The sequence below is a fragment of the Streptomyces sp. NPDC033136 genome (assembly GCF_055578235.1).
Window position 1 is genome coordinate 382,697 of sequence record NZ_JBVIPD010000007.1, and the last position, 26,513, is coordinate 409,209.

Annotated in this window: 29 protein-coding genes; 11 read left to right on the plus strand and 18 right to left on the minus strand. The window is 72.4% G+C overall.

Features of this window, described 5'->3' with window-relative positions; translation table 11 throughout:
• Window positions 1-25: 25 nt before the first annotated feature.
• The gene (locus tag ACZ5TL_RS16770; protein ID WP_468590472.1) at window positions 26-643 is read left to right on the plus strand and encodes a LysE/ArgO family amino acid transporter; all 618 of its coding nucleotides are present in this window, start codon (window positions 26-28) and stop codon (window positions 641-643) included.
• Between the two features lie 72 nt (window positions 644-715).
• Here the strand turns inward: ACZ5TL_RS16770 and ACZ5TL_RS16775 are convergent, their stop codons facing one another.
• The 3 genes from ACZ5TL_RS16775 to ACZ5TL_RS16785 form a co-directional block, all read right to left on the minus strand.
• The gene (locus ACZ5TL_RS16775; protein WP_468590474.1) at window positions 716-1,171 is read right to left on the minus strand and encodes a cyclic nucleotide-binding domain-containing protein; all 456 of its coding nucleotides are present in this window, start codon (window positions 1,169-1,171) and stop codon (window positions 716-718) included.
• Window positions 1,172-1,437: 266 nt separating this feature from the next.
• Entirely contained in the window at window positions 1,438-1,614 is a 177-nt protein-coding gene (locus ACZ5TL_RS16780) for a hypothetical protein (RefSeq protein WP_468590476.1), read from the minus strand.
• A 61-nt stretch (window positions 1,615-1,675) separates the two neighbouring features.
• Window positions 1,676-1,897, minus strand: coding sequence for a hypothetical protein (locus ACZ5TL_RS16785; protein ID WP_468590477.1), 222 nt, complete (start codon window positions 1,895-1,897; stop codon window positions 1,676-1,678).
• 275 nt (window positions 1,898-2,172) lie between these two features.
• On the opposite strand from ACZ5TL_RS16785, the gene ACZ5TL_RS16790 reads away from it, so the two are divergent.
• The 8 genes from ACZ5TL_RS16790 to ACZ5TL_RS16825 all read left to right on the plus strand — a co-directional run bounded on the left by ACZ5TL_RS16790 (window position 2,173) and on the right by ACZ5TL_RS16825 (window position 6,376).
• Window positions 2,173-2,607, plus strand: a complete 435-nt coding sequence (locus tag ACZ5TL_RS16790; protein WP_468590478.1) for an ATP-binding protein — start codon at window positions 2,173-2,175, stop codon at window positions 2,605-2,607.
• Window positions 2,608-2,807: 200 nt separating this feature from the next.
• Window positions 2,808-3,671 (plus strand): SigB/SigF/SigG family RNA polymerase sigma factor, encoded by an 864-nt coding sequence (locus ACZ5TL_RS16795; protein ID WP_468590479.1) that lies wholly within the window; start codon window positions 2,808-2,810, stop codon window positions 3,669-3,671.
• A 25-nt stretch (window positions 3,672-3,696) separates the two neighbouring features.
• Entirely contained in the window at window positions 3,697-3,960 is a 264-nt protein-coding gene (locus ACZ5TL_RS16800; protein ID WP_468590481.1) for a DUF5133 domain-containing protein, read from the plus strand.
• 108 nt (window positions 3,961-4,068) lie between these two features.
• Window positions 4,069-4,446, plus strand: a complete 378-nt coding sequence (locus ACZ5TL_RS16805; protein ID WP_468590483.1) for an ANTAR domain-containing protein — start codon at window positions 4,069-4,071, stop codon at window positions 4,444-4,446.
• Between the two features lie 14 nt (window positions 4,447-4,460).
• Window positions 4,461-4,721, plus strand: coding sequence for a hypothetical protein (locus ACZ5TL_RS16810; RefSeq protein WP_468590485.1), 261 nt, complete (start codon window positions 4,461-4,463; stop codon window positions 4,719-4,721).
• Complete coding sequence (locus tag ACZ5TL_RS16815; protein WP_468590486.1) at window positions 4,652-4,936, plus strand: hypothetical protein; 285 nt, start codon at window positions 4,652-4,654, stop codon at window positions 4,934-4,936. The genes ACZ5TL_RS16810 and ACZ5TL_RS16815 overlap by 70 nt, the downstream gene beginning before the upstream one ends.
• Before the next feature lie 137 nt (window positions 4,937-5,073).
• Window positions 5,074-5,913, plus strand: a complete 840-nt coding sequence (locus ACZ5TL_RS16820) for a DUF1206 domain-containing protein (protein ID WP_468590487.1) — start codon at window positions 5,074-5,076, stop codon at window positions 5,911-5,913.
• Between the two features lie 28 nt (window positions 5,914-5,941).
• On the plus strand, window positions 5,942-6,376 hold the full coding sequence (locus ACZ5TL_RS16825) for a hypothetical protein (RefSeq protein WP_468590488.1): 435 nt from the start codon (window positions 5,942-5,944) through the stop codon (window positions 6,374-6,376).
• 16 nt (window positions 6,377-6,392) lie between these two features.
• On the opposite strand, the gene ACZ5TL_RS16830 is transcribed toward ACZ5TL_RS16825, so the two are convergent.
• From ACZ5TL_RS16830 to ACZ5TL_RS16865, 8 genes are all read right to left on the minus strand, one after another.
• Window positions 6,393-8,636 carry an FUSC family protein gene (locus ACZ5TL_RS16830; protein WP_468590489.1) on the minus strand — a complete coding sequence of 748 codons (2,244 nt, stop codon included), beginning with the start codon at window positions 8,634-8,636 and terminating at the stop codon, window positions 6,393-6,395.
• An 82-nt stretch (window positions 8,637-8,718) separates the two neighbouring features.
• Window positions 8,719-10,089 (minus strand): NAD(P)/FAD-dependent oxidoreductase, encoded by a 1,371-nt coding sequence (locus ACZ5TL_RS16835; RefSeq protein ID WP_468590491.1) that lies wholly within the window; start codon window positions 10,087-10,089, stop codon window positions 8,719-8,721.
• Between the two features lie 221 nt (window positions 10,090-10,310).
• On the minus strand, window positions 10,311-12,038 hold the full coding sequence (locus tag ACZ5TL_RS16840) for a PP2C family protein-serine/threonine phosphatase (RefSeq protein WP_468590492.1): 1,728 nt from the start codon (window positions 12,036-12,038) through the stop codon (window positions 10,311-10,313).
• Complete coding sequence (locus ACZ5TL_RS16845; RefSeq protein WP_468590494.1) at window positions 12,035-13,480, minus strand: SpoIIE family protein phosphatase; 1,446 nt, start codon at window positions 13,478-13,480, stop codon at window positions 12,035-12,037. Before ACZ5TL_RS16845 ends, ACZ5TL_RS16840 begins: the two co-directional genes overlap by 4 nt.
• Window positions 13,480-13,920: an anti-sigma regulatory factor gene (locus ACZ5TL_RS16850; RefSeq protein ID WP_468590536.1), complete on the minus strand. Its 441-nt coding sequence runs from the start codon at window positions 13,918-13,920 to the stop codon at window positions 13,480-13,482. The genes ACZ5TL_RS16845 and ACZ5TL_RS16850 overlap by 1 nt, the downstream gene beginning before the upstream one ends.
• Entirely contained in the window at window positions 13,920-14,336 is a 417-nt protein-coding gene (locus tag ACZ5TL_RS16855; RefSeq protein ID WP_468590496.1) for an STAS domain-containing protein, read from the minus strand. The genes ACZ5TL_RS16850 and ACZ5TL_RS16855 overlap by 1 nt, the downstream gene beginning before the upstream one ends.
• Window positions 14,333-15,220, minus strand: coding sequence for an STAS domain-containing protein (locus ACZ5TL_RS16860; protein ID WP_468590497.1), 888 nt, complete (start codon window positions 15,218-15,220; stop codon window positions 14,333-14,335). The genes ACZ5TL_RS16855 and ACZ5TL_RS16860 overlap by 4 nt, the downstream gene beginning before the upstream one ends.
• A gap of 266 nt (window positions 15,221-15,486) precedes the next feature.
• Window positions 15,487-15,879, minus strand: a complete 393-nt coding sequence (locus tag ACZ5TL_RS16865) for an STAS domain-containing protein (RefSeq protein WP_468590499.1) — start codon at window positions 15,877-15,879, stop codon at window positions 15,487-15,489.
• 341 nt (window positions 15,880-16,220) lie between these two features.
• Here ACZ5TL_RS16865 and ACZ5TL_RS16870 point away from each other — a divergent pair, with 341 nt between their 5' ends.
• Window positions 16,221-16,592, plus strand: a complete 372-nt coding sequence (locus tag ACZ5TL_RS16870; RefSeq protein ID WP_468590501.1) for a PRC-barrel domain containing protein — start codon at window positions 16,221-16,223, stop codon at window positions 16,590-16,592.
• 38 nt (window positions 16,593-16,630) lie between these two features.
• Here ACZ5TL_RS16870 and ACZ5TL_RS16875 read toward each other — a convergent pair whose 3' ends face one another.
• Window positions 16,631-17,065 (minus strand): ATP-binding protein, encoded by a 435-nt coding sequence (locus tag ACZ5TL_RS16875; protein ID WP_468590502.1) that lies wholly within the window; start codon window positions 17,063-17,065, stop codon window positions 16,631-16,633.
• 128 nt (window positions 17,066-17,193) lie between these two features.
• Window positions 17,194-19,092, minus strand: coding sequence for an AMP-dependent synthetase/ligase (locus ACZ5TL_RS16880; protein WP_468590504.1), 1,899 nt, complete (start codon window positions 19,090-19,092; stop codon window positions 17,194-17,196).
• 150 nt (window positions 19,093-19,242) lie between these two features.
• Between ACZ5TL_RS16880 and ACZ5TL_RS16885 the strand changes: the two genes are divergently transcribed.
• Window positions 19,243-19,476, plus strand: a complete 234-nt coding sequence (locus ACZ5TL_RS16885) for a DUF6480 family protein (RefSeq protein WP_468590505.1) — start codon at window positions 19,243-19,245, stop codon at window positions 19,474-19,476.
• Window positions 19,477-19,558: 82 nt separating this feature from the next.
• Here the strand turns inward: ACZ5TL_RS16885 and ACZ5TL_RS16890 are convergent, their stop codons facing one another.
• The 5 genes from ACZ5TL_RS16890 to ACZ5TL_RS16910 all read right to left on the minus strand — a co-directional run.
• Window positions 19,559-20,647, minus strand: coding sequence for a glutamate--cysteine ligase 2 (locus ACZ5TL_RS16890; protein WP_468590537.1), 1,089 nt, complete (start codon window positions 20,645-20,647; stop codon window positions 19,559-19,561).
• A gap of 110 nt (window positions 20,648-20,757) precedes the next feature.
• A complete protein-coding gene (gene glgB / locus ACZ5TL_RS16895; RefSeq protein ID WP_468590506.1) occupies window positions 20,758-22,965 on the minus strand; it encodes a 1,4-alpha-glucan branching enzyme in 2,208 nt (735 codons plus the stop codon).
• Between the two features lie 3 nt (window positions 22,966-22,968).
• Window positions 22,969-24,339 carry a maltokinase N-terminal cap-like domain-containing protein gene (locus tag ACZ5TL_RS16900; protein WP_468590508.1) on the minus strand — a complete coding sequence of 457 codons (1,371 nt, stop codon included), beginning with the start codon at window positions 24,337-24,339 and terminating at the stop codon, window positions 22,969-22,971.
• A gap of 28 nt (window positions 24,340-24,367) precedes the next feature.
• A complete protein-coding gene (gene treS / locus ACZ5TL_RS16905; RefSeq protein WP_468590509.1) occupies window positions 24,368-26,086 on the minus strand; it encodes a maltose alpha-D-glucosyltransferase in 1,719 nt (572 codons plus the stop codon).
• Window positions 26,083-26,513 (minus strand): alpha-glucosidase C-terminal domain-containing protein (locus ACZ5TL_RS16910; RefSeq protein WP_468590510.1); only part of this gene is annotated, 431 nt, incomplete at its 5' end. The genes treS and ACZ5TL_RS16910, both read right to left, overlap by 4 nt.

Sequence of the window (26,513 nt, forward strand, 5' to 3'; positions counted from 1 at the left end):
CGGCCTCCTCCATAGCGTCGACGCCATGACCAGCACCTTCACCGCCGGCGCCGCGGGTTTCGGCACCGGGCTGTCCCTCATCGTCGCCATCGGGGCCCAGAACGCCTTCGTCCTGCGCCAGGGGGTCCGCCGCCAGGCCGTCCTCGCCGTCGTCGCCATCTGCGCCCTGTCCGACGCCGCGCTCATCGCCCTCGGCGTCGGCGGGGTCGGCGCGGTGGTGGTGACCTGGCCGGGCGCGCTGAAGGCGGTCGGCTGGATCGGCGGCGCGTTCCTGCTGGGCTACGGCGCCCTGGCCGCCCGCCGGGTGTTCCGGCCGGACGGGGGCGCGCTGCTCGCGGAGGGGGAGGCGGACGGGTCGGTGCGCGGGGCCGTGCTCACGTGTCTGGCGATGACCTGGCTCAACCCGCACGTCTACCTCGACACCGTGTTCCTCCTCGGCTCCGTCGCCGCCGACCACGGCCCGTTGCGCTGGACGTTCGGCCTCGGGGCCGTCCTGGCCAGCCTGTGCTGGTTCACCGCCCTCGGTTTCGGGGCCCGGGCGCTCGGCCGGTTCCTGGCCAGGCCCGCCGCCTGGCGCGTCCTGGACGGCCTGGTCGCCGCGACCATGATCGTGCTCGGTGCCCTGCTCATCGCCGGGAGCTGAGAGCGGCCGCCCGGCGGACGGCGGCCGTGATGCTCCTTTGGCCGCCGTTGCGGCGCTACCGCGTCCGACGCCTCACAGGACTCCGCGCCGGTGCAGGGTGTACTGCTCCATCAGCTTGCCCCGGGTCATCTCCAGCCGGTGCGCGAGCACCTCGGCGACGTTCCGCACCAGGGCCAGCCCGAGTTCCGGGTCCTCCTCGCACAGTGCCAGCACGGCCCTCGCGTCGAACTCGTAGGCGCGTACGGGGCTGAACGCCACCGCGCCGAAGTCCCAGGTGTACGGCGGGAACAGCCAGGACCAGCCCAGCAGGTCGCCCGCGCCGAGGCTGGCCACGGTCACCCGCTGCAGGGAGTTCACCTGCTGGTCCAGGGAGACCGCGCCGGAGCGGATGACCCAGAAGCGGTCGGCCGGGCCGTCCGCTTCGAAGATCCGGGCGTCCTCGGGGAAGGACACCTCCCGGGCGAGCGTCATCAGACGCTGCCGCTGGGGCGGAGGCAGGGCGGTCAGGAGTTTGATCGCTTTGGTCATGCGGAGCTCCTCGCCGGGCGGTCGACTGGAGTGCTGTCCCTACGCCCATTTCAGCCGCTGGCGGGGCCTCGGGCACCTCGGCGTGGGCGACTTCCTGCGCCGGGTCGTCCGGGCATGAAAAAGCCCTGGCTGGACGGGGGAAACCAGCCAGGGCAGTACGCGGTGATGCACGGAGGACCCGGGGTCGACTCCGTCACCACGTATGTATGAACCGTAAACCATCCAGGGGCTGAGCGCGTATCCGAAACCGGGACGCGTGACCTGTTTCACTCACCGGCGTCCTCGGACAGCACCCGGACCGTCTCCAGCTCCGGATCCGCGGGGTCGGGCAGGTGCATGCCCACGTGCTTGTGCCCGGGCGGCGTGAACGACAGATGCCCCTTCCGGCGGTACGCGAGGGCTTCCAGGGTCGGTGCTCGGGTGTGGTCGACTCTCGTGTGCACCGGGTTCCCGGCGTGCCCGCGTAGTCGGCCCGTGCCCGCCACCGGGCACCGGCCCGCGCGCTCAGCCCTCCGGGGCGTGCCTGCCCGGCGTCACGATCTCGTCCAGCACCCTCAGCACCGCCTCGTAGGACATCCGGCGCACGGTCGCGTCCCTGGCGCCCTGGGGGTCGGTCGCGACCAGTTCCTCGCTCCTGGTCCGCCACGCCTGCTCCTCCTCCAGCGCGCACGCCCTCGCACGCTGGATGCGCCGCAGCAGTTCGTCGGAATCCACCACATCGGTCATGACCACCGCGTACCCCGAGACCGCTCCGCAATGGCACCGGCCTGCGGCCGTTCGACGTGATTTCGGGCTTGAGGGGCCGACCGGAGGTTTGCAGGTGCGGGGAGAGGTGAGCCGAAGAGACAGGACCCGCGGCGCTCGCGGTGCGCACGCCGAACGCCGCGGCAGGCTGAAGGAAGCAGCGGGTCAGCGGGCCCAGGCGTGCCCGGGCGGACGGCCGCGGAGCGCGGTCGGGACCGGATCCGGCTTCCGTCTTCATGGACCAGGGGAGCTGCAGAATGTGCGACGAGCACATGATCGAATCGATGTTCGAGCCGCCCGGCGTGAACCGGGCCCGGCCGAGCAAACCCGCCGAGGCACGCCGGGCGGTCGAGCGAGCCGTGGCCGAACGCTGCCGCGCCACCCACACCCCGTGCGACTCGGACGCCCTGTCCGACGCCCTGCTCGTCGCCTCGGAACTGACGACCAACGCGATCCTGCACGGCGGCGGTGTCACCGACTTCCAGGTGGACGTCGACGGCCCCGGGGTGCGCGTCTCGGTGAGCGACCGCAGTGACGCGCTGCCCGTGACCGCGCCGCGCACCGATCCGCACGGACGGCTGCGGCACGGCGGCCACGGCTGGCCCATCGTCTGCCGCCTCTCCCGCGACATCCGCGTGTCGGACCTGCCCGCGGGGGGCAAGTGCATCACCGCCGTCGTTCCCCTCACCTGAATGCCCGTGAGCCGGTTCCCCGCAGATTGCTCGGCAAAGCGGAGTTTGTTCCACCGGGGGCAGGGCAGACGCAGTTTCGTGCTTCGGACCGGAGGCGCGCCAGCGGGAGCGGTATGACTGCCCCGGAGGCCGTCGAGGCCGATCCGGGCAGCGCCCTCCCGCGGTCAGTCCCTGAAACCACCGTTCAGGAGCGAATCCGCATGCTCATCGAAACGCCCGTCAATCGTCCCGGCACGCCCGAACCGACGTCCGCCGCTCCGCGGCGGCGTCACGACGACGCCCCCGACACAGCGGCCCTCTTCGCCCGGATGGCGGAGCTGGAGGAGGGACCCGAGCGGGAGGCCGTCCGCGACGAACTGGTCACCCTGTGGCTGCCCATGGCCCACCGCATCGCCGGCCGCTTCCGCGACCGGGGAGAGTCGATCGAGGACCTCCGGCAGGTCGCCGCCCTGGGGCTGGTCAAGGCCATCGACCGGTTCGACCCGAGCCGGGGTGCCTTCGAGAGTTACGCCGTCCCCACCATCACCGGCGAGGTCAAGCGGCACTTCCGCGACCGCATGTGGGCCCTGCGGGTCCCCCGCCGCGTGCAGGAGCTGCGCAACAAGGTGCGCGTGGCACGCCGTGAACTCACCCAGAACCCGGGCAGCCCCGAGCCGTCGGTGGCGGACATCGCCACCCACACCGGCCTGACCGAGGAAGAGGTCAACGCCGGGCTCGAGGCCCTGGACAGCTTCAGCACCCTGTCGCTGGACGCCGAGCTGTCGGCCGACGACGACGGCTACAGCCTCGCGGACACCCTCGGCGCGGCGGACGCGTCGTACGACGTCGTGGTCGACCGCGAGTCCGCCAAGGAAGGACTGCGCCGCCTGCCCGAGCGGGAGCGGGCCATCCTCTACATGCGCTTCTTCGAGGACATGACCCAGAGCCGCATCGCCGATCACCTGGGCATCTCGCAGATGCATGTCTCCCGCCTCATCAGCCGCAGCTGCGCCCGCGTGCGCGACGAGGTCCTCGGGCAGCGGACCGGCGGCCGGGGAACCGGCGGCGACTCCACGGCGGCCTGACCATCTGATCCAGGAGCGAACGACCATGCTGAGGCCCCATCCCGCCGTGCTGCGCCGGCTCGTCGACGAGTACGAGGCACTGTCGGCCGCCGAAGCCGGACGCGGACCGGCGGAGCTGCATCCGCGGGTACGCGACCTGGCGTACACGCTGTGCGTGTCCACCGGCACCCGGGACGTCAGGCGCGCCCTGGAGGCCGCCCACCAGTGGCTCACGGCCGCACCCCCACCGGCCCGCGAGACCGCTGCCCTGAAGACCCGGCAGCGCATGCCGGCCGCCGGGAACGCCTGACCTCGCGCGGGCACGTGACACCAGGGGGAAGGCGAGGCTGAACAGGGGCCCGGCCGACGGCGGCAGCCGCGGCCGGGCCCGTTCACGTTCGGCACACCGAGGAGTTTCATGTCCACACCCGGGAGGGCGGCCGGCGACCACGGCGAGCTGGAGCGCCTGCGCTCCGGGGTGCGCGACCTGCGGGCCCGGGCCCGCGTGTACCCGCTGATCTCCCAGGCGCAGGGCATGCTGCAGGAGCGGTACGGGCTGCCCGACGGGGAGAGCGCCTTCGCGCTGATGCAGCGGGCCTCGCAGCGGTACAACGTCAAGGTGCGGACACTGGCGGGCGTCCTGGTGACCGCGCCGCCCCCCGACGGGCGCGAGCGGCTGTGGTTCCCGCGCCGCGCCCGGCAGCCGGAACCCACCCTGACCTCCACGGATGCCCAGCGGTCCGGATCGGGCAGCCGCGGGGCCGTCCTGAAGGCCGTGCTGAGCCACACCCTCTGAGCCACACCCTGGCGGTGACCGGCACCGGCATGGGAAACGTCCAGCTCCCCGACCGCGTCCGAGGCGGCCTGCGCATCGAGGAGCACACCGGGCTCACCCCCGACTTCGTCGACTTCTTCGCCCACGTCGGGGAGGACGGCACCTCCTGTGCCCAGGCCGCCCGGGCCGTCGCCCAGGTCACCGTGCGGGAGGTGGAGAGCGACCGGTGTTCACCGAACCGGCCCGGCGGGCCATCCTCGCGGCGGGCAGCAGAGCCTGCCACAGCGTCCCGCTGACGACCGCGTCCGGACTGTGCGTCGGCATGGTCTCGGCCCATATGGACCGGCCCCTGAGCGGACTGACGACGGCACAGACCAAAGCCCTGGACACCATGGCAGGCCAGGCGGGCCGCTGGTTCGCCTGGCACGACCGCACGGTGGTCCTGGACGCCCTGGAGCACCTGCACGCCCTCGGCCGCACCGGCCGCGGATCCCGGCTCCGGCGGTCCTGACCCCCCCGGGGCGGAGGGGGCGCCGCCGAGCGGCTGAGAGGGACAGATCCCCGGCCCTGACCGGAATCCGCTGGTCCGGGGGCCGCTCCGGGTGTGGGGACGCCGGCCCGGGGCATCCGGACTGCCGGGAGGTCGACATGAACACGAGTGCGATGGCACAGGGCGGTCGGCTCCGGGCCCGGCGGATGGCGCGGGGCTCGGCGACCGAGGGGGCGGCACGGGCGGGACTCGCCGCCCGGGGTGTGATCTATCTGCTCGTCGGAGCGCTGGCCCTGCAGATCGCCTTCGGCGACACGGGCGAGCAGGCCGACCGCGGGGGAGCACTGGAAGCACTGGCACAGAAGCCCTTCGGAGCTGTGCTCCTGTGGGCCCTGGGCATCGGGCTCGTCGGCATGGCCCTGTGGCGGCTGTCCGAGGCGCTCTTCGGTTCCGTGGGCAAGGACGGCCGCAGCCCGCGCAAGCGGCTGCTGGCGACGGTCCGCTGCGCCTTCTACGTCTTCGTCGCCTATTCGGTGCTGTCGTTCGCGGCCAGCCGCGATCAGAGCGGTGGGGGCTCCAGCGACCAGCAGTCCCGGGACGCCACCGCCAGGGTCCTGGAGATGCCCGCCGGCCAGTGGCTGGTCGGCGCCGCCGGCTGCGCGGTCGTCGCGGCCGGCGGCTGGATCGGCGTACGGGCGGTGCTGCGCAAGTACCGGGACAAACTCCGGGTCGGGCAGATGAGCCACCGCACCCGGCAACTGGTGGACGTCACGGGCGTGGCCGGTGGCGCCGCCCGCGGGCTGGTGTTCGCGGTGGCCGGCGTCTTCGCCGTCCGCGCCGCCATCGACTACGAACCCGACCGGGCCAAGGGCCTGGACGACACCCTGCGCAGCTTCGCCGACACCCCGGCCGGCCCCTGGCTGCTGGTGCTGGTGGCGGCCGGGCTCGTGCTCTTCGGGGTGTTCTCCTTCGCCATGGCCCGGTGGCGGCGCGTCTGAGACGCGTCATGCGGGGAACACGAAGCCAATGAGCGATTCCGAGATTCCGCATGGCGACGGCCGGCCCGTGGACATGTACCTGGACCTCCTGCGCATCCGGATGGACACGGAGGACTACCGCCTTCTGATGCGTGTGGTGGAACCGGTCCTCGAGGCGATCGACGAGGAACGCCTGTCCAGCCTCGACTTCGCGCTCGACTCCGGGGCCAACGACGAACTGCCCCAGGAGGTCCGGGACGAGGTGGCGCTCGTCATCGCCACCGCCGTCACCGGCCGCCTCGACAACGAAGTGATCGAACTCGACGTCGACGAGACCGGACCGGTCAGGATCGTCACGGACGCCTCCACCGCGTCCGACCCGGACCGCCTCGGCGAGATAGCCGACTACATCAAGGAACGGCACCGGCAGACCGAGGAGCTGCGGGGCATCGCCGAAGTGAGTGGCCTGCCCACGGACTTCTGACTGGCAGCCGCCCGCCTCACCCCTGGGGCGCGGCCACCGGCACGCCCAGCGGCCGGGCGAGGCCCACCACGGCCTCGTCCAGCCGCTCCATGTGCCGCAGCACGCGGTCGGTGATCCGCCCGTAGCGCGGTGTACCCGCGTCCGAGCCCAGCAGCGAGGCGATGCTCGGCCCGGTCTCGACCTTCGCACCCGCGTGCTCGTCGGCGACCCGGGCCGCGATGGTCCCGATGTTGCGGACGGTGCGCCCGGCCGCCCCGCGCAGCCGCGGATCCGCCGCGATCGACGGGTGCGTGGGCAGCAGCTCGGCGGTCGCCGCCAGCGTCCGCGCGTGGTACGCGCACGTCTCCAGCAGCGCCACCACGTACTGGGCCGTGTCCCGCCGGGCCCGCAGCGGCGTGACCGGATGCATCAGCGGCTGGGTGGCGGCCCGCAGATCGGCCAGCGCCTGGTCCAGCTCGCGCGCCTTGTCCAGCAGCTCGTCCGCCGCCCCGCCGCTGAGCTGTCCGACCGCGGCCTCCGAGACGTCGGCCAGCCGCTCCAGCACCGTACCGAGCAGCTCGTTCGTACGGCGGTCGGTCTGCACCGGCAGCACCAGCGCCGCCGCGATCACCCCGCAGGCCGCGCCCAGCGCCGTCTCCTCGATCCGCAGTACCAGCACGTCGAGGCTGTAGGTGTGCAGCAGCGTGTACAGCAGCCCCAGCATGGCGGTGACGAAGAACGACATCAGCGTGTACGACAGCGGCGCCGTGTAGAACATCGCGAAGATCAGCACCAGGACGAGGGCGAACGCCGTCCAGGTGTGGTTGCCGACCAGTCCCGCCAGGACGATGCCTGCCACGACACCGAACACCGTGCCCAGCAGCCGCCGGTAGCCCTTGACCAGGATCTCGCCCGTGGAGGCGGTGTTGATGAACACGATCCAGCACGTCAGCACCGCCCAGTACCAGCGCTGCGTGGACAGCAGCTCACCGCCCACGATGGCCAGCGAGGACCCGACGGCGACCTGCACGGCCGCGCGCGTGGTGGGGCGCCGCAGCCCCGTCTGCTCCTCCTGTGCCGGCTCCCCGGCGCCGCCGTCGATCGCGGCCTCCTCGGCGTCCAGCTCCTCGCGGGAGCGGGCCGTGGCGGGGGTGTCGTCCGACTCGTCCTGCGGGCCGTCCAGGGCGATCCGCAGCCCGAGCACCGCGCGGGCCGTCTCACCGATGCCCCGGAAGACGTCCTGGACGGCGGGGGACGCGGGCGGCAGGTTCTCCTCGTCCCGGTAGCCGAGGAGCCGGTTGCGCAGGTGCGCCAGCGCGGTGCCCGTGTCGCCGGTGCCGGCCCGCAGCACGAGGGTGTGCAGCGCCCGCAGATCGCGGCGCAGCGTGGCGGTGGACTCGTCCGGCTCGGCCGGCACGGCCACCGACGGGGCGGACGCCCCCGGCAGGTGCAGCGTGAGCGTGTCGGCCCGTTCGGCGCTGCGGGCCGACAGCAGCAGCAGGCCGAGCCGCTCGGCGGCGATCTCGGCGTCCGCGATCCGGCGCTGCACCAGCCGCGCCGCCGCCTCGTCCGGGGTGCCCTCCTCCAACTGCCCCTGGATCATCATCGCCGTCTCGTGCAGCCGTGCGGTGCCCTCGCGCACCGCCCCCAGCGCCTTGTCCATGTCCTCCCCGGCGGCGTCGAGGAGGTCGAGCTGCGCGGACACCAGTTGGGCCAGCCGGGCGCGGAAGGCCAGGCGCAGCCGCACCAGGACGCCCGTGGGGGTCGCGGGCACCACCGCGAACCGCAGCACGGCGCTGGAGGCGAACGCCAGAGCTATGGCGCCGTACAGCGCCGGCAGCGAGGAGATGGTGGCGCCGACGAACAGGGACAGGAAGTAGACCTGGAAACCGATCAGCCCGAGCGCGGTGCCCCGGTCGCCGAACCGGCGGCCGTAGACCGCGCAGAAGATCAGGGCGATGAAGAAGGCGTCGCCGATGACGCGGCGCTCGCTGAGCACCGCGCTCAGGCTCACGGAGGCGAGCGCCACCGGCAGCCCCAGCGCCAGCGTCACCGCCTGCGCGGCCGGCTGCTTCTCCCGGATGGCGAAGGTGGCGACCATGGCCGCCATGGCCCCCGCCACCAGGTGGGGCACATCGGCCCCCAGCAGGGAGAGCGCGGCCAGGGTGAGGGCGATGGCGCCGACCGTCCGGAGCCCGGCCGTCAGGCGCAGCAGCCCGGGGTCGGACGCCGCGACCCGGTCCCGCAGGCGGGTCCGCACCGAGTGTCCCGCTGCCTTCACGCCGCCGCACTCTCTCCCGACTCACACCAAGATCCGCACCTCAGCATGACATGCCCTGAGCGGACGGCCCCGACCGGCCCGGCTACTCCTGCCGGGCGGACCCTTCGACCTGTGCCCGCACCTGCTCCGGCGTGAGATAGGCGTCGGTGTACTCGAAGTCCTTCAGCCGCGCGGCCCTGCGGGCCTGGAACCCCGTCCGTACGAAGTCGTCACCGGCGACCGCGTTGAGCAGCCAGTTCGTCATCACCCGGGTCTTGGCGACGTTGGTGCGCAGCGCCGACCAGTGGTACCCGCGGGCCACGGCCTGGGCGGGCAGGCCGCGCAGTTCGATGCCCAGCGGCTTGGAGACCGCGTCGGTGCCGCCCAGGTCGACGACGAGCCCCAGGTCCTTGTGGACGTACGGCTTCATGGACTGGCCCCGCAGCGACGCGATGACGTTGTCGGCGACGTGCCTGCCCTGCCGCAGCGCGTGCTGCGCGGTGGGCGGGCACATGGCCCCGTCCCCCTTGGCCAGGTCGGGCACGGCGGCCGAGTCGCCGAGGGCGAACACCCCGTCGTCGCCCGGCAGATTCATCTCGGAGGCGACGGCGAGACGGCCCTTGACGGTCTCCGCGCCGAGCGTGGCGATCAGGGGACTGGCGACGACCCCGGCGGTCCAGATGAGCGTACGGGTCGGGATCACCCGCCCGTCGGTGAACGTGACCTCCTCGGGGCCCGCCTTGGCGATGGAGACGCCCAGGGAGATGTCGATGCCCCGCCGGCGCAGGATCTCCTGTGCGCTGCTGCCGAGCTTCTCGCCCAGTTCCGGCATCAGCTTCGGGGCGATGTCGATCAGATGCCACTTGATCAGACCGGGGTCCAGGCGCGGGTAGCGCTTGACCGCCGCGTGCGTCAGGCGCTGCAGGCACGCCGCCGTCTCGGTGCCGGCGTAGCCGCCGCCGACCACCACGAACTGCAGCCGCGAGGCCCGCTCGTCCGGGTCCTGGCTCGCGTCGGCCAGGTCCAGCTGGGAGATGACGTGGTCACGGATGTACGCCGCCTCGGCGAGCGTCTTCATCCCGAACGCGTGCTCCGTCAGTCCCGGGATGTCGAAGGTCCGGGTGATGCTGCCGGGCGCCAGCACGATGTAGTCGTACGGCTCGTTGACGATATGGTCGGTGATGGTGCGGATGACGCACACCTTCGCCTTCAGATCGACGCCGATCGCCCCGCCCGGAATGATGCGCGTGCGGTACTTCTTGCTGCGGCGCAGGGAGACGGCGATCGACTGCGGCGTCAGCACGCCGGAGGCGACCTGGGGGAGCAGCGGCAGGTAGAGCTGGTAGGCGAACGGCGTCACCAGCGTGACGTCGGCCTCGTCAGGGGAGAGTTTCCGTTCCAGACGGCGGACGCACTCCACGCCGGCGAAGCCTGCGCCAACCACCAGGATCCTGGGTCGTGTCACGGTGTTCATCCCTTTCTGCGGCTCCAGGCGGTCTGCCTCGAACGCCTTTCGCCTGCCCCTGGATCGCCGGTTCGCACTCCTGAGAGCCCACCGTGTGTCCGGTGGGTACGCCAGTCGGGCGCGGCGGGCAGCCGAACGCGTCGATCACCACCATGCCCGGAGCGTGGCCGAAAAGCACCAGGGTGGCGTGAAGAACGCGTGCACACCCGGACGGCCGGACCGGCCGTCGGTCAGGACGCCGCGTCCCCCTGGAGGTGACAGAGCAGCAGACACACGTCGTCGTCCCGCTCGGAGTCGCTCAGCAGCGGATGCAGGATCCGGTCCGCCGAGTCCTCCAGGTCCGCGTCCAGCTCCGCGGAACGGAACCCGCCGAGCGCCTGCGCCAGGCGCTCGATGCCCGGGTCTATGCCCTGCGCACGCCGTTCCACGAGCCCGTCCGTGTACAGCGCGAGCGTCGAGCCGGGGGCCAGGTGCACGGTGTGGTCGTCGATCTCCTGGGTGAGCGGGATGCCGAGCATGGCGCCGGGCTTGGCGTCGAGGGTGCGCACGGTGCCGTCGGGCAGGCGCAGTACCGGCGGCGGATGGCCCGCCGCGGCCCAGGTCAGCGTCGGGTCGTCCGGGTGGAACCGGGCGATGACGGCCGTGGCGTACAGGTCCGGCTGCAGATGGTGCAGGAACCGGTGCAGCCGGGTCAGCAGCCGGCCCGGGCTGTCGCCGTCGACGGCGTAGGCCCTGAGCGCGGTGCGCAGCTGGCTCATCATGACGGCCGCGTGCAGACCGTGCCCGGTCACGTCGCCGATGACGGTGATGAGTCCGCCGTCCCGCTGACGGAACGCGTCGTACCAGTCACCGCCGATGTTCAGCCCGTGCGTGGCGGGCAGATACCGGGCGGCCAGGCTGAGCCCCGGCGTGGCCGGCAGGTCCGTGAGCAGGGCGCGTTGGAGGGTTTCGGCGATGTCCCGGTTGTGCTCGAAGCGCCGGGCGTTGTCGATCGCGATGCTGGCCCGCCGGGTGAGCTCGATCAGCATCACCGCGTCGTCCGGATCCCAGCGCCCGCCGGGCGGCGACAGGGTCAGCACCCCCAGCGGCGCCCGCCGGGTCGGCAGCGGGACGCACAGCAGCGGCCGCTCCGGCTCCAGCGCCGACGGCGGCTGGTCGTCGACACCGGGCAGGTTGCCGGGATGGTCGGCGGCGTACTGGGGCCGCCCGCTGCGGGCCGCGACCACGGCGGCGGCCGGATGCGGCGTCGAGCGGTTCCTGTCGTCCTCGTGGTCGAAGAGCCAGATGTCGACGCTGCTCGCGTACTCCGGCACCAGCAGGTCGGGCAGGCGGCGCACGATCTCCTCGTGGTTGAGCGACGCCGTCAGTACGGCGCTCGCGTCCGCGAGGAACGTCAGTCTGCGGCGGGCGCTCTCCGCCTCGTTGCGCGCGCTGCGCTCGGCGGCGAAGGCCTCGCGCTGGGCCCGCCCGGCCGCGTCCAGCTCGGCGTGCAGGGCCAGCACGCCCTGGTTGGTCTGGTGCAGCTCCTCGCGGTGGAAGGAGACCAGATCCTCCTGCTCGGTGAGCTTGTCCAGCACCACGGCCGTGTCCTCGTCGGCCCCGAGCAGCGCCTCCGCGAGGGCGGCGGGGTCGTCGCGGACGGTGCCGTCCTCCGCGGCCCGGGCCGCCTCGGGGCAGGGGACCGTGACCTCCCAGGGCGGCTCCCCGGCGGCGCACGCCTCCGGCGACGGAGTCACGACGGCGTGCAGCAGGCCTTCCTCGGCCGGGGACCCGGCCAGGTCCATGGTGAGCCGCCAGGTGCCGCCCTTGGTGAGGCACTGCCTCAGGTGGGCGCTGAGGGCGGCGGAGAGCCGGGTCCGTTCGACGGTGGGCACACCGTAGGCGGTGGCCAGGCGCGCGAGCGCGATGCGGGCGCGGGCCGCGTCGGTGACGGTGGTGATCTGCCAAGTGCGCATCATGGGCGTTCCGGCGGGGTCGAAGTCAGCACGGCCACGGCGGTGTCGTCCCGCACCGGCCGGGCGGGACTGCTCGCGTCGCGTATCGTCACGGCGGCCGTCACGGCCGGGTCGGCGGTCGGCAGACCGGCGCCGGACGGTGGTGTCCAGCGGCTGGGCAGGCCGTCGGTGTGCAGGACCAGCAGCCGGTCGTCGCCCCAGTCGGCCACCTCCTCGCGGAGGGTGGTGGTGGGGCGGTGGAGGCCGACGATGCCGGGCCGCGACAGCAGGGGACGCCAGGTGCCGTCCGCGCGCAGCCGGGCCCCCACGTTCCCGATCCCGGCGAATGCCAGCCGCCCGGCCCGCAGGTCGAGCTGGGCCACGGCGACGGCGGCGCCCCGCGTGCCCTTCAGCGCCTCGTGCAGCCGCCGCAGCGACTCGGCGGGGGAGAGGTGCGCCCAGCGGTGCAGCGCCGTGACGGCGGTGGAGGACGCCCGGGCGGCCTCCGGCCCGTGCCCCAGCCCGTCCGCCAGCATCAGCGTCACCAGGTCCCCGGAACGCACCCAGGCCCAGGCGTCACCCGAGTACTCGGCACCGCCGTAGGGGATGTTCACGCCGCCGGCGCGCACGCCGGTGGCCGGCGCGGAACGGTCCGGTGACGGGCCGGCCTGTGCGGCGGGCCCCGCCGTACAGGCGCGCGGCTCGCCAGGGCCGTCTGCAGCAGTGCCGGGTAGGTTCGGGACTGGCACCGCCGCGCGCCCCTGCTCGCTCCCGGGCGTACCGCGGCCTCCCGCCGGCACACCGCTGCCCGCGGGCACATGACCGGGGCCGGGGGCGGTGCCGGCCTCCCCGGCCGCCGTGTGCCCGGCCGGTCCGCCGTACGCCACGGTCCCGAAGGGCGGCGTACCGCCCGGCCACAGCCCGCTGCCCGGGGCTGCGGCTCCGGTCCCGGCAGCGTCCGGCCCGGGCGTGTGGTCCCAGCTCCCCGACATCCCGCCGGGCCACGTCCGCACCCGCGGACCAACGGGTGCGTCATCGCCCCGGCGGGTCATGCCGACGCGGGCCACCGCGGCCGTGCCGCGGCCGGGCGTGCTGTGCAGGCTGAAGTCGTCGGCGAGACGCAGACACGTGCCGAGGCCGGCGCCGAGCGAGCGGGTCGTGGAGAAACCGTCCCGCACGGCCGCGGGCACGTCGGCGATGCCCGGGCCGTGGTCGATCGCGGCGATCTGCACGAGCCGCGACTCCTCACGGTCCCCGTGCGGCGCGGGTGGGGCCACGACGTCGATGAGCACCTGGCCGCCCTCGGCGTGCTTGAGCAGATTGGTGGCGAGCTCGGTCGCGACCAGCGCGGCGGCGGCGGTGCGCCGCTCGTCCAGCCCGGCCAGCGCGGCCGCGCCCTCGGCGGCGACCCGCGCGTCACGCACCCGCGTCGAGTCGCGCACCGGGACGTCCCACACGCGCGGCATCAGGCCTCCTCGCGTGGACGGGGCGGCTGGGCCACCCAGCAGGTCACCCGCACCGTCGTGCCGGAGCCCGGCGTGCTGTCGAGGTCGAAGTCGTGCACCAGGCGCCGCGCGCCGCTCAGCCCCATGCCGAGCCCGCCGCCGGAGGTGTAGCCGTCGCTGAGGGCCAGGTCCAGGTCGGCGATGCCGGGCCCCTCGTCGCTGAAGGCCAGCCGCAGTCCCCTCGCACCCGCGGTGCCGACCTGCGTCGCCTCCATCGTGCCGCCGCCCCCGTGCACCAGGGTGTTGCGGGCCAGCTCACTGGCCGCGGTGACCAGCTTGGTCTGCTCCACCAGGCCGAAGCCGAGCCGGGCAGCGGCCTGCCGTACGTGCTGGCGCACCCACACCAGGTCCATGTCCGACCGGATGGGCAGGCAGGCCTCGACGCCCGCGGCGGTGTGCATCACGGACTCTCCTGACGCGGGCCGCCGGCACGGTGCGCCGGGGAGCGCTCCGAGAGGAGCTCCATGCCCGCCTCGGTGCTGAGCGCCGTGCTCAGGCCCGGCAACGTCAGGCCCAGTTCCACCAGGGTGATGGCGACCGCCGGGCGCATGCCGGCGACCACGGTGCGCGCGGCCAGCAGCTTGGCCTGCGCGGCGATCTCGGCCAGCACCCGGCCGAGGAAGGAGTCGACGATCTCCACGCCGGAGATGTCGATGAGAACGCCGTGCACCCCGGTACGGGAAATGGTCTCCGCGAGATCCTGCTGGAGCTGCTGCGCCGTGCTGTCGTGCAGGTCCCCCTGGAGCGTGACCAGAAGGACGTCGCCGAGCCGGAGGACCGGCACGTGGCCCGTGGGGCGGGAGTACGCGTCGTTCACCGCTGACCCGAACCAGGGTTCACGATGTCCGTGCCGAGCTGGTGCAGCGCGTAGCCCAGCGCGTCGGCGAGGCTCGCGCGGGTGATGACGTCCAGGTCCAGACCGAGATGCACGATGGTCTGCGCGATGGCGGGGCGGATGCCGGAGACGATGCACTGGGCGCCCATCAGCCGCGTCGCGGCGACCGTCTTCATCAGGTGCTGCGCGACCAGCGAGTCGACGGTGGGCACACCGGTGATGTCGAGGATCGCGAACCGGGCGTGCTGGTCGACGACGGCGTTGAGCAGCGTCTCCATCACGATCTGGCTGCGGGCGCTGTCGAGAGTCCCGATCAGCGGCACGGCCACGACGCCGTCCCACAGCCGGATGACGGGTGTGGCCACCTCCATCAGCTGCAGCCGCTGCCGGTCGCTGAGCGCCTGCCACTCGCTGAGCGCCGACTGCATCGCCACCAGCCGCAGGGTGCCCATCAGTACCGTCAGCGCGGTCGACGCCGCCCGCAGGTGCTCGGGCGGTGCCTGCTCCAGATCGGCGGCCAGCAGGTTCTCCACGGGCGGCCGCAGGGCGGCCAGCTCACTGGAGACCTGGGTGTTCGACAGTCCGGCCCGGGAGCGGGCCGCGCCCATCCGGGCCAGCTGCTCGCGCACCCCGCTGAATCCCGCCGCGTCCGGGTCCTCCACCTGCTCCGCGTCGGCCACCTGGGCCAGTGCGTCCACGATGACCTTGCCCGCCTCCACCGCCTCGTCGCGCGAGACGGTGAACACGGTGCGGAAAAGAGGCTCGTCGGACCACCGCTGGGCGATCTGTTCACGCCGCCGGTGCAGGAAGTCCCGCACCTCGTGTGTCGGCGTGGCGAGCTGTCCGTCCGCTTCGTGCTCCGGCACCTGGTTCTCTCCTCATCCGCGTTGCGTCGACCGAGCCCGCTTCTGGCAACGAGACGGCGATGTGACACTTGCCGGGCGACAACTCTAACCATGCGCCGACCTCGTACGACACCTGTTCCGGGGCAAGCGATCCGGTGCAGGGAACGGCGGTTGGCCACCGCCGGAACGAGCGCGGGGGAAACATGGAACGCCGTCCGGGCGGGGCGGAGCGAGGGCACCGGGCCGCCGGTTGTGCCGGCGCCGGTCCCGAGGGGGCCACCGGCCCGTCAGATGCCCTGGTCCTCCGGGAGGTGCGGCCCTTCGTCGACACGGGCCAGCGCCTCGTCGAGGCTCTCCGATATCGGCACGGTGATGCTGACGCCGGTCAGGTCGAGGATGCGTCGCACGGCCGGTGTCGGGCTGATGACGTGCACACTGCCCTCGGTCTTACGGGTCTCCTGGTACACCCGCAGGATGATGTTCATCCCCGACGAGTCCATGAACGGGACGGACGAGAGGTCGAGCAGGAAGTGGCGTCGGCCGTGGTGGAGTTGGTTGGCCAGATGGGCCTGGAACTCGGTCGCGGTGTCGACGTCCAGGTAGCCGTCGACCGTGATCAGGGCCACGTCCTCCCGGGGCAGTTCGACTTCCACGGACAGCGGGTTCTGGGCGAGGGGCACGGGTACCTCCGTCAAGTGCTACGGCCTGGGCAGGTCACCTCTGGGGATGACCGCGGTGCGAGGGGATACCGGTCGTTCTCCGGCCCCGTGTGCCGTTTGTCATGCGCCTCCTTTCGCTGCCGGGCTGGCATGTCACCGCGCCCCCGCGATTACCCCGGAAACCGGCCTCCATGCCTCCCGGGGCGAACAACGTCGAGGCCGGTCGCCGAAGTCGTACGGGTTGCGGGCCCGTACGCCGAATGCGCTTGCGTCAGGAGGGTAATGGCCGCTGTGGAGCAGGGCGGGCGGGAGGCGTCCGCCACAATTCCGCGATCCGCACACCGTCAGGGAGGATGGACAGCGTGGCCATCGACAGAATCTGGTCGTTCGCGCCGGGCAGCGGCCGCACCGAGGGGCAGGACCTGACCGGGTTCAGCGTCGCGGCGACCGACGGCACGATCGGGCACGTGGACCGGGAGGACGACCCGCACGGCATGCGGCATCTGGTGGTCGACACCGGCGTCTGGGTGTTCGGCCGCAGCGTCCTGGTGCCGGCCGGAGTCGTCACCGGCATCGACACGCAGGCGAGGAAGATAACACTGGCCTGCAGCAGGGGAGACGCCAAGGCGGCGCCCCGCTTCCAGACCGACAGCGAGACGAGGGACCGGGAGTATCTGACGGCCGTGGGCGACTACTACCACCGCTTGCCGCCGCGCGAGACGACCTCGGTCTGAGGCGGTCACGGGCGCCTCGCGCCCGTGACGTTCCCGGTTCACCAGGGCAGGAACACGTGTACGTCCTTGCCGCGGCCGTCGGTCACCACGCTGACCTGGTCGCACAGTGTGTGGATCAGGTGCCAGCCGATGCCGCCGCCACCGCTGCGCGGATCGAAGGGGCGGGGTGCGGGTTCGGTGGAGCTGGTGTCGTGCAGGACCACGTGCACGCCGTCGAAGGTGCGGCGCAACCGCAGCGCGAACGGACCTGGCGCGTACTGGACCGCGTTGGCGGCCAGCTCCGTCACCACCAGCAGGATGTCGTCCCAGTACTCGGGGGCAGAGGGCGGGGAGGAGCGTGCCAGATCACGCAGGAACTCCTCCGCGGCCAGCCGCGCACCCGTCACGTCATGCGGCTCGCCCACGAAGCTGTTCGTGCGGCTCGGGATCTCCTCGGAGGTCAGGGCGTCGTCCCCACGCGGCTCGGTTGACATATCGCCTTTCCGGCCCGGGCGTCAGCAAGGGCTGTCGTCAGGGCTGTCGTCCTTTCTCATGCGTCTCTCATGCGTCGCCACTGTTGCGTGTTCCCGTGGGGGCGAGCCCTACTCGTCCGGCTCCCCGCTCAGCGGAACACGCTGTCCGAGTCGTCCCAGTTCGGTGTTTCGTCCGGGGTGCTCGGGCGCCCTGGACGCCTGCGCGCTTCGTACATCGCGTCGATCTCGGACGCGTAGTGCCGCACGATCGCGTCCCGGCACAGCTTCATCGATGGTGTCAGCAGCCCGTTGGCCACGTCGAACGGCTCCGGCAGCACCCGGAACACCCGGATCGACTCCGACGGCGACACGGCGCTGTTCGCCGCGGCCACGGCCCGGGCGACCTCCTCCCGCAGCGCGTTCTCCTCCCGCGCCTCCCGCAGCTCGCCCTGCAGGGCCAGCGCCGCCCGCCAGTGCGCGAGAAACTCCGGATCCAGCGTGATCAGGGCACCGACGCAGGGCCGGTTGTCACCCACCACCACCGCCTGGTGGATGAGCGGGTGCATCCGCAGCCGCTGCTCCAGGGCGGCCGGGGCGACGCTCTTGCCGCTGCTGGTGACGATGATGTCCTTCTTGCGGCCGGTGATCGTCAGATAGCCCTCCGAGTCCAGCTGCCCGAGATCGCCGGTGGCCAGCCAGCCGCCGCGCAGCGCGGCCCGGGTGGCGGCCTCGTCGCCGACGTACCCCTGGAACACCGACGGGCCGCGCACCAGGATCTCGCCGTCCTCCGCCACCTGGATCTCCGTGCCGGGCAGGGCCTGGCCGACGGTCCCGGACTTCTCCCGGCCCAGCGGCTGCATGGTCACCCCGCCGGCGGTCTCGGTCAGGCCGTACCCGTCGTGCACGTAGATGCCGATGCCCTCGTAGAAGAGGGACAGGTCGCGGTTGAGGGGCGAGCCGCCGGACGTCGCCCGCCGCACCCGGCCGCCCAGTGCGGCCCGTAGCCTGCGGTACACCGTGCGCTCGTACAGGGCGTGCTGCAGCCGCAGATCGAAACCGGGGCCCCGGCCCCGTCCCAGCCGCTGGCGCTCCAGGGCGGCGGCGAAGTCCCGCGCGGTCCCGGCGGCCCGCTCGAACAGCCCGCCGTGACCGCCCTGCTGTGCCGTGCGCAGGAAGTTCTTGTAGATCTTCTCCAGGACCGAGGGGACCGCGTAGAAGTACGTCGGCCTGAACGAGCGCAGCGCCGCCGACAGCGCCTCCCCGCTCAGATCCGCCTGGTGCCCCATCAGCAGCCCGCCGCGCACGCACAGCCCCTGGATCATCAGCCCGTACACGTGGGAGAAGGGCAGGAACGCGAGCACGGAGCCCTGCTCACCGCGCGGTGCCGCCGTGTGCCCCCAGCCCGTCAGCAGCGTGTCGCAGGGCGCGGCCAGGTTGCGGTGGCTGAGCGCGCAGCCCATGGCGTGGCCGGAGGTGCCGGAGGTGTAGGCGATGACGGCCGTCGAGTCCGGCAGCACGATCCGGCGCATCGAGTCGACCGTGGCCTGCGGGATGACGTCCCCGCGCGCCGCCAGCTCCTCCAGCGCCCCCGCGTCCAGCTGCCACACGTGACGCAGTAACGGCAGTGACGCGCACACCGAGCCGACGGTCATGACGCCCTGCTCGTCCTCGACCAGCACGGCCACACAGCCGGAGTCCCGCAGGATCCACTCCACCTGGTCGCGTGACGACGTCGGGTAGACGGGGACGGCCTCGGCCCCCACGGCCCACAGCGCGTAGCACAGGACCGTCCACTCGTACCGGGTGCGCGCCATGATCGCCACGCGGTGGCCCGGTGCGATCCCCGAGGCGATCAGCCCCTTGGCCACGTCCACCACCTCGTCGCGCAGCTCGATCGCCGTCACCTCCTCCCAGGTGGCGGAGGCGGGATCGGCGCGGCGGGCGAGCATCGGCCGGGTGGGTTCGCGGTCCGCGGTCTCGAAGACGCTGTCGGCGAGCCCGCCGGTCAGGGGAGAGACGGCTGGGGGAGCGAGGGCGAGGTCGCGCATGCACTGCTCCTGACGTGTACGGGGTGTGACGTTGCCGACGGGTACCGTCATCGGCGGTGCTCGAATGTAGTCGAGGCGAGACCCTCCGGGGTCGGGAAATACGGAAGTGGGACCCCTGATGATCTCGGCGAGATGGGGGACCCGGACGGCATGAGACACATCAGCCCCGATCCCGAACCCGAACGCAGCACCGGTCTGGAACCCGGCGGTGGTGTACCGCCGGGCGAGACCCCGCCGGCGGAGAGCAGCATGCCCGAGGCGCTGCCCCGGGAGACCCACAATCCGCCCAAGGGCTGGGCCAAGGGACCACTGACCGTGATCATCATCCTCGCGGTGCTGGTCGCGGCGTTCTTCCTGGCCTACGCCCTCGTCCTGATCCTCTGAGCCCGCCCCCGAAGCCTGATCCTCTGACTCCCGGCCCCCCGAACCCTGATCCTGCGACCCTCACCCCGAACGGCGGGACGCCTCACGCCTGGGTGTGGCGCACGCACTCCGTGACGACGTCCCGAAGGCTCCCCGTGCGCTCCATCACCTCGCGCTGCACCTGCGCGCCGTTGCCGTGGCGCAGCAGGTCGTCGCAGGCGGCCCGGGCGCGTTCCAGATCGCCGGTGCTGTCGAGAGCCTCCTCGACATGGTCGAGCAGCGCACGGACGACCGCCTCGGCGGGCATCCGCCGCATGGTGGCGGGGTGCAGCAGCTCGCCCGAGAGGCCCGACCGTGCGGCCTGCCAGTCGGCCAGGCGCAGCAGGCTCACACTGTGGCCGAGCGGTTCCCGGTCCTCCCGCCACTCACGGGCGGCCGTCTCGACCAGGCCGCGGACGAGCGTGGCGAGGAGGGCGGCGGTGCCGGAGTGCAGGCACACGTCCGAGACCCGGATCTCCACGGTCGGGTACCGCTGGGACAGCCGCGCGTCGAAGTAGATCATCCCGTCGTCGAGGAGGGAGCCGGTGGCGACCATGTCCGCGATCAGACGGTGGTACCGCTCGGCCGAGCCGAAGATCTCGGTCGGGCCGGACGAGGGCCAGCGCAGCCACACCCGGCTGCGGTAGCTGCTGTATCCGGTCTCCTTGCCCTGCCAGAAGGGCGAGTTCGCGCTGAGCGCCGTCAGCACCTGCAGCCACGGCCGCACCCGGTCGATGACCGCGACGCCCTCCTCGTCGGACTCGACCGACACGTGCACATGGCAGCCCATGACGAGCTGCTCGCGGGTGGCGATGCCGTACTGCTCGGCCATCCACTGGTACCGCCGGCTGACGCCGATGGCCGGGCTGACCGGCAGCGGGGAGGTGGCGAGCGCCGCCACGGTGCAGCCGATCTCCCCGGCGTGCCGGGCGGCCTCCTTGCGGCAGCGGACGATCTCCGCGCGCAGGGCCTCCATCGACGATTGCGGATGCGTGGCGAACTCCAGCATCTGCTCGTGGAGTTCCTTCTCGAAGGTGTCCTGATCCGCGTCGTCCAGCTCCGCCCGGGCGAGCACCGCCGCGGACAGCGCCCGCGGTTCACCGGTCTCCGGATCGACCAGGAGGAGTTCCTCCTCCACTCCCACGGTGCGCACCTGATGCCCGCCCTTCTGTGCCACTGCCGCGTCTCCCACCGGGTCCTCCCGGTGGTAGACCCCCAGTGCCCCTCACAGGCGGGTCGGACACCTGGTGCGGTGGCAGCACTTCACGCGGCGAACGGCGTCAGCCACACGGTGGCCAGCGGAGGCAGCGTGATCCGGACACAGCCGTCGTCCGGCTTGACCGGATCCGGGTTGGTCACGCCACTGCCGCCGTAGCGCAGGTCGTCGGTGTTGAGACGCTCCTGCCACGCGACTACGTCCTGCGGCACCCACAGGGCGTAGTCGTGCCGGACGACGGGGGAGAAGTTCGACACGGCCAGCAGCGGGTTGCCCTCGGCGTCGTACCGGAGGAACGCGAAGACGTTGTCGTCGGCCGAGTCCACCGCCACCCACCGGAAGCCCTCCGGCCGGGTGTCGCACTGCCACAGCGCCGGAGTCGCCCGGTACGCCGTGTTCAGGTCGCGGACCAGGTCGCGCACGCCGCGGTGGTCACCCGCCGAGTGGTAGCCGTCGTCGAGCAGCCACCACTCCGGCCCGTGCTCCACCGACCACTCGGCTCCCTGCGCGAACTCCTGCCCCATGAACAGCAGCTGCTTGCCGGGGTGGCCCCACATGTAGCCGAGGTACGCCCGGTGGGTGGCGCGCCGCTGCCACCAGTCGCCCGGCATCTTCGCCACCAGCGCCTGCTTGCCGTGCACGACCTCGTCGTGGGAGATGGGCAGGACGTAGTTCTCGCTGTAGGCGTACACCATCGAGAAGGTCATCTCGTGGTGGTGGTACTTGCGGTGCACCGGCTCATGGGCGATGTACTCCAGAGAGTCGTGCATCCAGCCCATGTTCCACTTCAGCCCGAAACCGAGCCCGCCGGTTTCGGTGGGCCGGGTCACCCCGCCCCAGGCGGTGGACTCCTCCGCGATCGTGACCACGCCGGGGGCCCGCCGGTACACCGTCGCGTTCATCTCCTGCAGGAACGCCATGGCCGCCAGGTCCTCCCGGCCGCCGTACGCGTTGGGCTCCCACTGGCCGTCCTCGCGCGAGTAGTCCAGGTAGAGCATCGAGGCGACCGCGTCGACGCGCAGCCCGTCGATGTGGAACTCCTCGCACCAGTACACGGCGTTCGCCACGAGGAAGTTGCGCACCTCGGTGCGGCCGAAGTCGAACTCGTAGGTGCCCCAGTCCGGGTGCTCGGCCCGGCGTCCGTCGCCGGGCTCGTACAGCGGGTCACCGTCGAAGCGGGCCAGCGCCCAGTCGTCCTTCGGGAAGTGCGCCGGCACCCAGTCCATGACCACGCCGATGCCGGCCCGGTGGCAGGCGTCCACGAAGAACCGGAAGTCGTCGGGCGTGCCCAGCCGGGCCGTCGGCGCGTAGAACCCGGTGACCTGGTAGCCCCAGGACCCGTGGAAGGGGTGCTCGGCGACCGGCATCAGCTCGATGTGCGTGAAGCCGAGGTCCTTGACGTACTTCGGGAGCTCCTCGGCGAGCTGCCGGTAGGTCAGTCCCGGGCGCCAGGACGCCAGGTGCACCTCGTACACCGACAGGGGCGCTTCGTGCACCGGCGTGTCAGCGCGGTGCGCCATCCACTCGGCGTCGGCCCACTCGTAGTGCGAGGCCGTCACGATCGACGCGGTGTTGGGCGGCTCCTCGGTGCGGCGCGCCATCGGGTCGGCCTTGAGGAAGCGCTGCCCGTACCTGGAGGTGATCTCGAACTTGTACGCGGTGCCCTCACCCACACCCGGCAGGAACAGCTCCCAAACGCCGGACGCGCCGAGCGACCGCATCGGGAACTGCGTCCCGTCCCAGTAGGTGAAGTCCGTGGCCACCCGCACGCCCTGCGCGTTCGGCGCCCACACCGTGAACCGGGTGCCGCTCACGCCCTCGTGGGTCATGGGCTGCGCGCCGAGCGCCTGCCACAGCTCCTCGTGACGGCCCTCGCGGATCAGGTGCAGGTCGAGCTCGCCGAGCGCGGGCAGGAAGCGGTACGGATCGTGCGTCTCCTGCTCACCGTCCTCGTACCCCACGTGCAGGGTGTACGCGGGGATCGCCTCCAGCGGCAGCACGCCCGAGAAGAGGCCGTCGCCCTCGGAGACGAGGGCCGTGTGCCTGCCGTCGATCACGACGCTCACGGAGCGGGCGAAGGGGCGCAGGGCCCGGAACACGACGCCGCCCGGGGCCGGGTGGGCGCCCAGCAGGGCGTGCGGATCGTGGTGGGCGCCCGCGAGCAGGCGCCCGCGGTCCGGAGGGCTCAGGTCGGGCGCGGTCCGGCTCGGGACCGGGCCGGACGGCTCCGGGATTGAGGTGTCGCGCAGGGCCACGGCTCAGTCTCCTCTCACGGCGAGGCGCTCGATCGCCGCCATCGGCACAGGCAGCCAGTCGGGGCGGTGCCGTGCCTCGTACAGCACCTCGTACACGGCCCGGTCCGTCTCGTAGGCGCGGAGCAGTCCGTGTTTCTTGCGGGGGTCCCAGCCGGCACGGGCGGCGTAGCCCCCGCAGTAGGCCTCGCGGCAGCGGCGGGCCCACTCCGGGCGCCAGGGGCGGCGCTGCCGGGCGGCGTAGTCGAAGGAACGCAGCATCCCGGCGATGTCCCGCACGGGGGAGTGGGCGCTGCGCCGTTCGGAGAGCGGCCGGGACGGCTCGCCCTCGAAGTCGATGACGAACCACTCGCGTCCGGCCCGCAGCACCTGACCGAGGTGCAGGTCGCCGTGGATGCGCTGGGCGGGCGGCCCGGGATCACAGGTGCTCAGGGCGGCGAACGCGGTCCGCAGGCCCGGCACGAACGGCTGCAGCGCGGGCACGCAGTGCGCGGCGGCGTCCAGCCGCTCGGTCATCGCCGACGCCGTACGCCCGTTCTCCCCGGGCGCGCCGACCGGGAACGCCGAGGCCAGCGCGAGGTGCACCTCCGCCGTGGCCGCGCCCAGCGCCCGGGCCTGGACCGTGAAGTCGTCGCCGGCGGCCAGCGCGTGCAGTGCCAGCGTCCAGCCGTCGGAGGCGTCCCGCAGATACGGCTGCAGCACACCGAGGGTCGCCTTGAACGGATGCCTCGTCTGGAACCAGGCCACCGGCGCGGGAACGCGGTGACAGCCCTGGCGGGCCAGCGCGCCGGGCACCTCCAGGTCCGGGTTGACGCCGGGCTGGATGCGTCGGAAGACCTTCATGATGTACTCGTCGCCGTACACCAGAGAGGAGTTGGACTGCTCCGCGTCCAGCAGACGCGGCACCAGTCCGCCGGGCACCGGCTGGTCCGGGTCGCAGTCGAAGCGCAGCGGGCCCGCGGTGCCGGGGTGCCGCAGCCGGTCCAGCAGCAGCTGGGCCGACCGGGGGTCGTGCAGCGCGTCGTAGACGGTCAGGCCGGCCAGCGGCCCGTCCTGCACCTGCCCGATGAGCGCCCGCCGCAGGCGCGGCGCCGGATACTCCCGTACGCCGAGCAGCAGCTGGTAGCAGTCGCCGGCCGGGGGCGTCCCGCCGGGCGAGGGCACGCCCGCGTGCCCGGCGTGACCGGCGTGCACCAGCAGGTGCAGACAGCCCGGGAACAGCTCGGTCATCGACAGCAGACCGAGCTCGGTGACGGGCCGGTCCTTGCCCGCGAACCAGCGCTGCCGCGGCAGCCAGTCGCGCAGCAGCCCGCCGAGCGACTCCATGGGCTCGGCCAGGCGCGTGAGGCTTGGGCGGAGGGATGCGGTCTTCGGCATGGTCACGCCTCCTTTCGTCGGCGCATGCTCACAGTCGCCGGCCGATGCGGGATGCGACTCGTGTGAGCCGGAACCAGTAGAAGCCGTGGCCCCCGAGCGTCAGCAGGTACGGCAGTTCACCGATGGCCGGGAAGCGGACCCCGCCGAACAGCTCGACCGGATGGCGCCCGGCGAACTCGCGCAGGTCGAGTTCGGTGGGCTGCGCGAACCGCGCGAAGTTGTTCACGCAGAGCACCAGGTCGTCCTCGTACTCCCGCAGGAAGGCCAGCACCGCGGGGTTGGAGGACGGCAGCTCGGTGTACGAGCCGAGGCCGAAGGCCGGGTTCTGCTTGCGGATCTCGATCATGCGGCGGGTCCAGTGCAGCAGCGACGAGGGCGAGGACATCGACGCCTCGACGTTGGTCACCTGGTGGCCGTAGACCGGGTCCATGATCGCCGGCAGGAAGAGGCGGCCCGGGTCGCAGGTGGAGAACCCGGCGTTGCGGTCGGGGGTCCACTGCATCGGGGTCCGGACGGCGTCCCGGTCGCCGAGCCAGATGTTGTCGCCCATGCCGATCTCGTCGCCGTAGTACAGGATCGGCGACCCGGGCAGGGCCAGCAGCAGCGCGGTGAACAGCTCGATGGTGTGCCGGTCGTTGTCCAGCAGGGGAGCGAGCCTGCGGCGGATGCCGATGTTGGCGCGCATGCGGGGGTCCTTGGCGTACTCGGCCCACATGTAGTCGCGCTCTTCGTCGGTGACCATCTCGAGCGTGAGCTCGTCGTGGTTGCGCAGGAACATGCCCCACTGGCAGCCCGAGGGGATGGCCGGGGTCTTGGCCAGGATCTCGGAGACCGGGTAGCGGGACTCGCGCCGTACGGCCATGAAGATGCGCGGCATGACCGGGAAGTGGAAGGCCATGTGGCACTCGTCGCCGCCGCTGGGGTAGTCGCCGAAGTAGTCGACGACGTCCTCGGGCCACTGGTTGGCCTCCGCCAGCAGCACCGTGTCCGGGTACTGCGCGTCGATCTCGCGGCGGACGCGCTTCAGGAAGGCGTGGGTGGCGGGCAGGTTCTCGCAGTTGGTGTCCTCGGCCGCGTACAGGTACGGCACCGCGTCCAGGCGGAAACCGTCGATGCCCAGGTCCAGCCAGAACTTCAGCGCGGCCAGGATCTCCTCCTGCACGCGCGGGTTCTCGTAGTTGAGGTCCGGCTGGTGCGAGAAGAAGCGGTGGAAGAAGTACTGGCCGCGCACCGGGTCGAACGTCCAGTTCGACGTCTCCGTGTCGACGAAGATGATCCGCGCGTCCGGGTAACCCTTGTCGTCGTCGGCCCACACGTAGTAGTCGCCGTAGGGCCCGTCGGGGTCCTTCCTGGACTCCTGGAACCAGGGGTGCTGGTCGCTGGTGTGGTTCATGACGAAGTCGATGATCACGCGCATGCCGCGCTGGTGGGCGGCGTCGGCGAACTCCACGAAGTCGGCCAGGTCACCGAACTCGGGGAGGACGGCGGTGTAGTCGGAGACGTCGTAGCCGCCGTCGCGCAGGGGCGACTTGAAGAAGGGCGGCAGCCACAGGCAGTCGACGCCGAGCCACTGGAGGTAGTCGAGCTTGGCGGTCAGGCCCTTCAGGTCACCGACGCCGTCGCCGTTGCTGTCCTGGAACGAGCGGACGAGGACCTCGTAGAAGACGGCGCGCTTGAACCAATCAGGATCCCTGTCCCTCGGGGGAGTGTCCTCGAAGGTGTCCAGCACGGGCTCGTTCACGGTCATGACGTTCCTGCCCCTCCGTTGCCTGGCGCGACGGGCGGGGACTGGACGTGGAAGACGTGCGCGGGAGCCCGCCCCGGCTCCAGTCGCACGTAGTTGTTCCGGCCCCAGTGGTAGGTCTCGCCGGTGAGTTCGTCGCGCACGGGCACCGACTCGTGCCAGTCCAGCCCGAGTTGGGGCAGGTCCAGCGAGACCGTGGCCTCCTGGGCGTGGTGCGGGTCGAGGTTGGCGACCACCAGGACGACATCGGATCCGCTGCGCTTGCTGTACGCGATGAGCGCGTCGTTGTCGGTGTGGTGGAAGCGGAGGTTCCTGAGGCGGTGCAGCGCGGGATGCTCCCGCCGGATGGTGTTCAGGCGGGTCAGCAGCGGGGCGATGGTGCGTCCCTCGCGTGCGGCCGCTTCCCAGTCGCGGGGCCTGAGCTGGTACT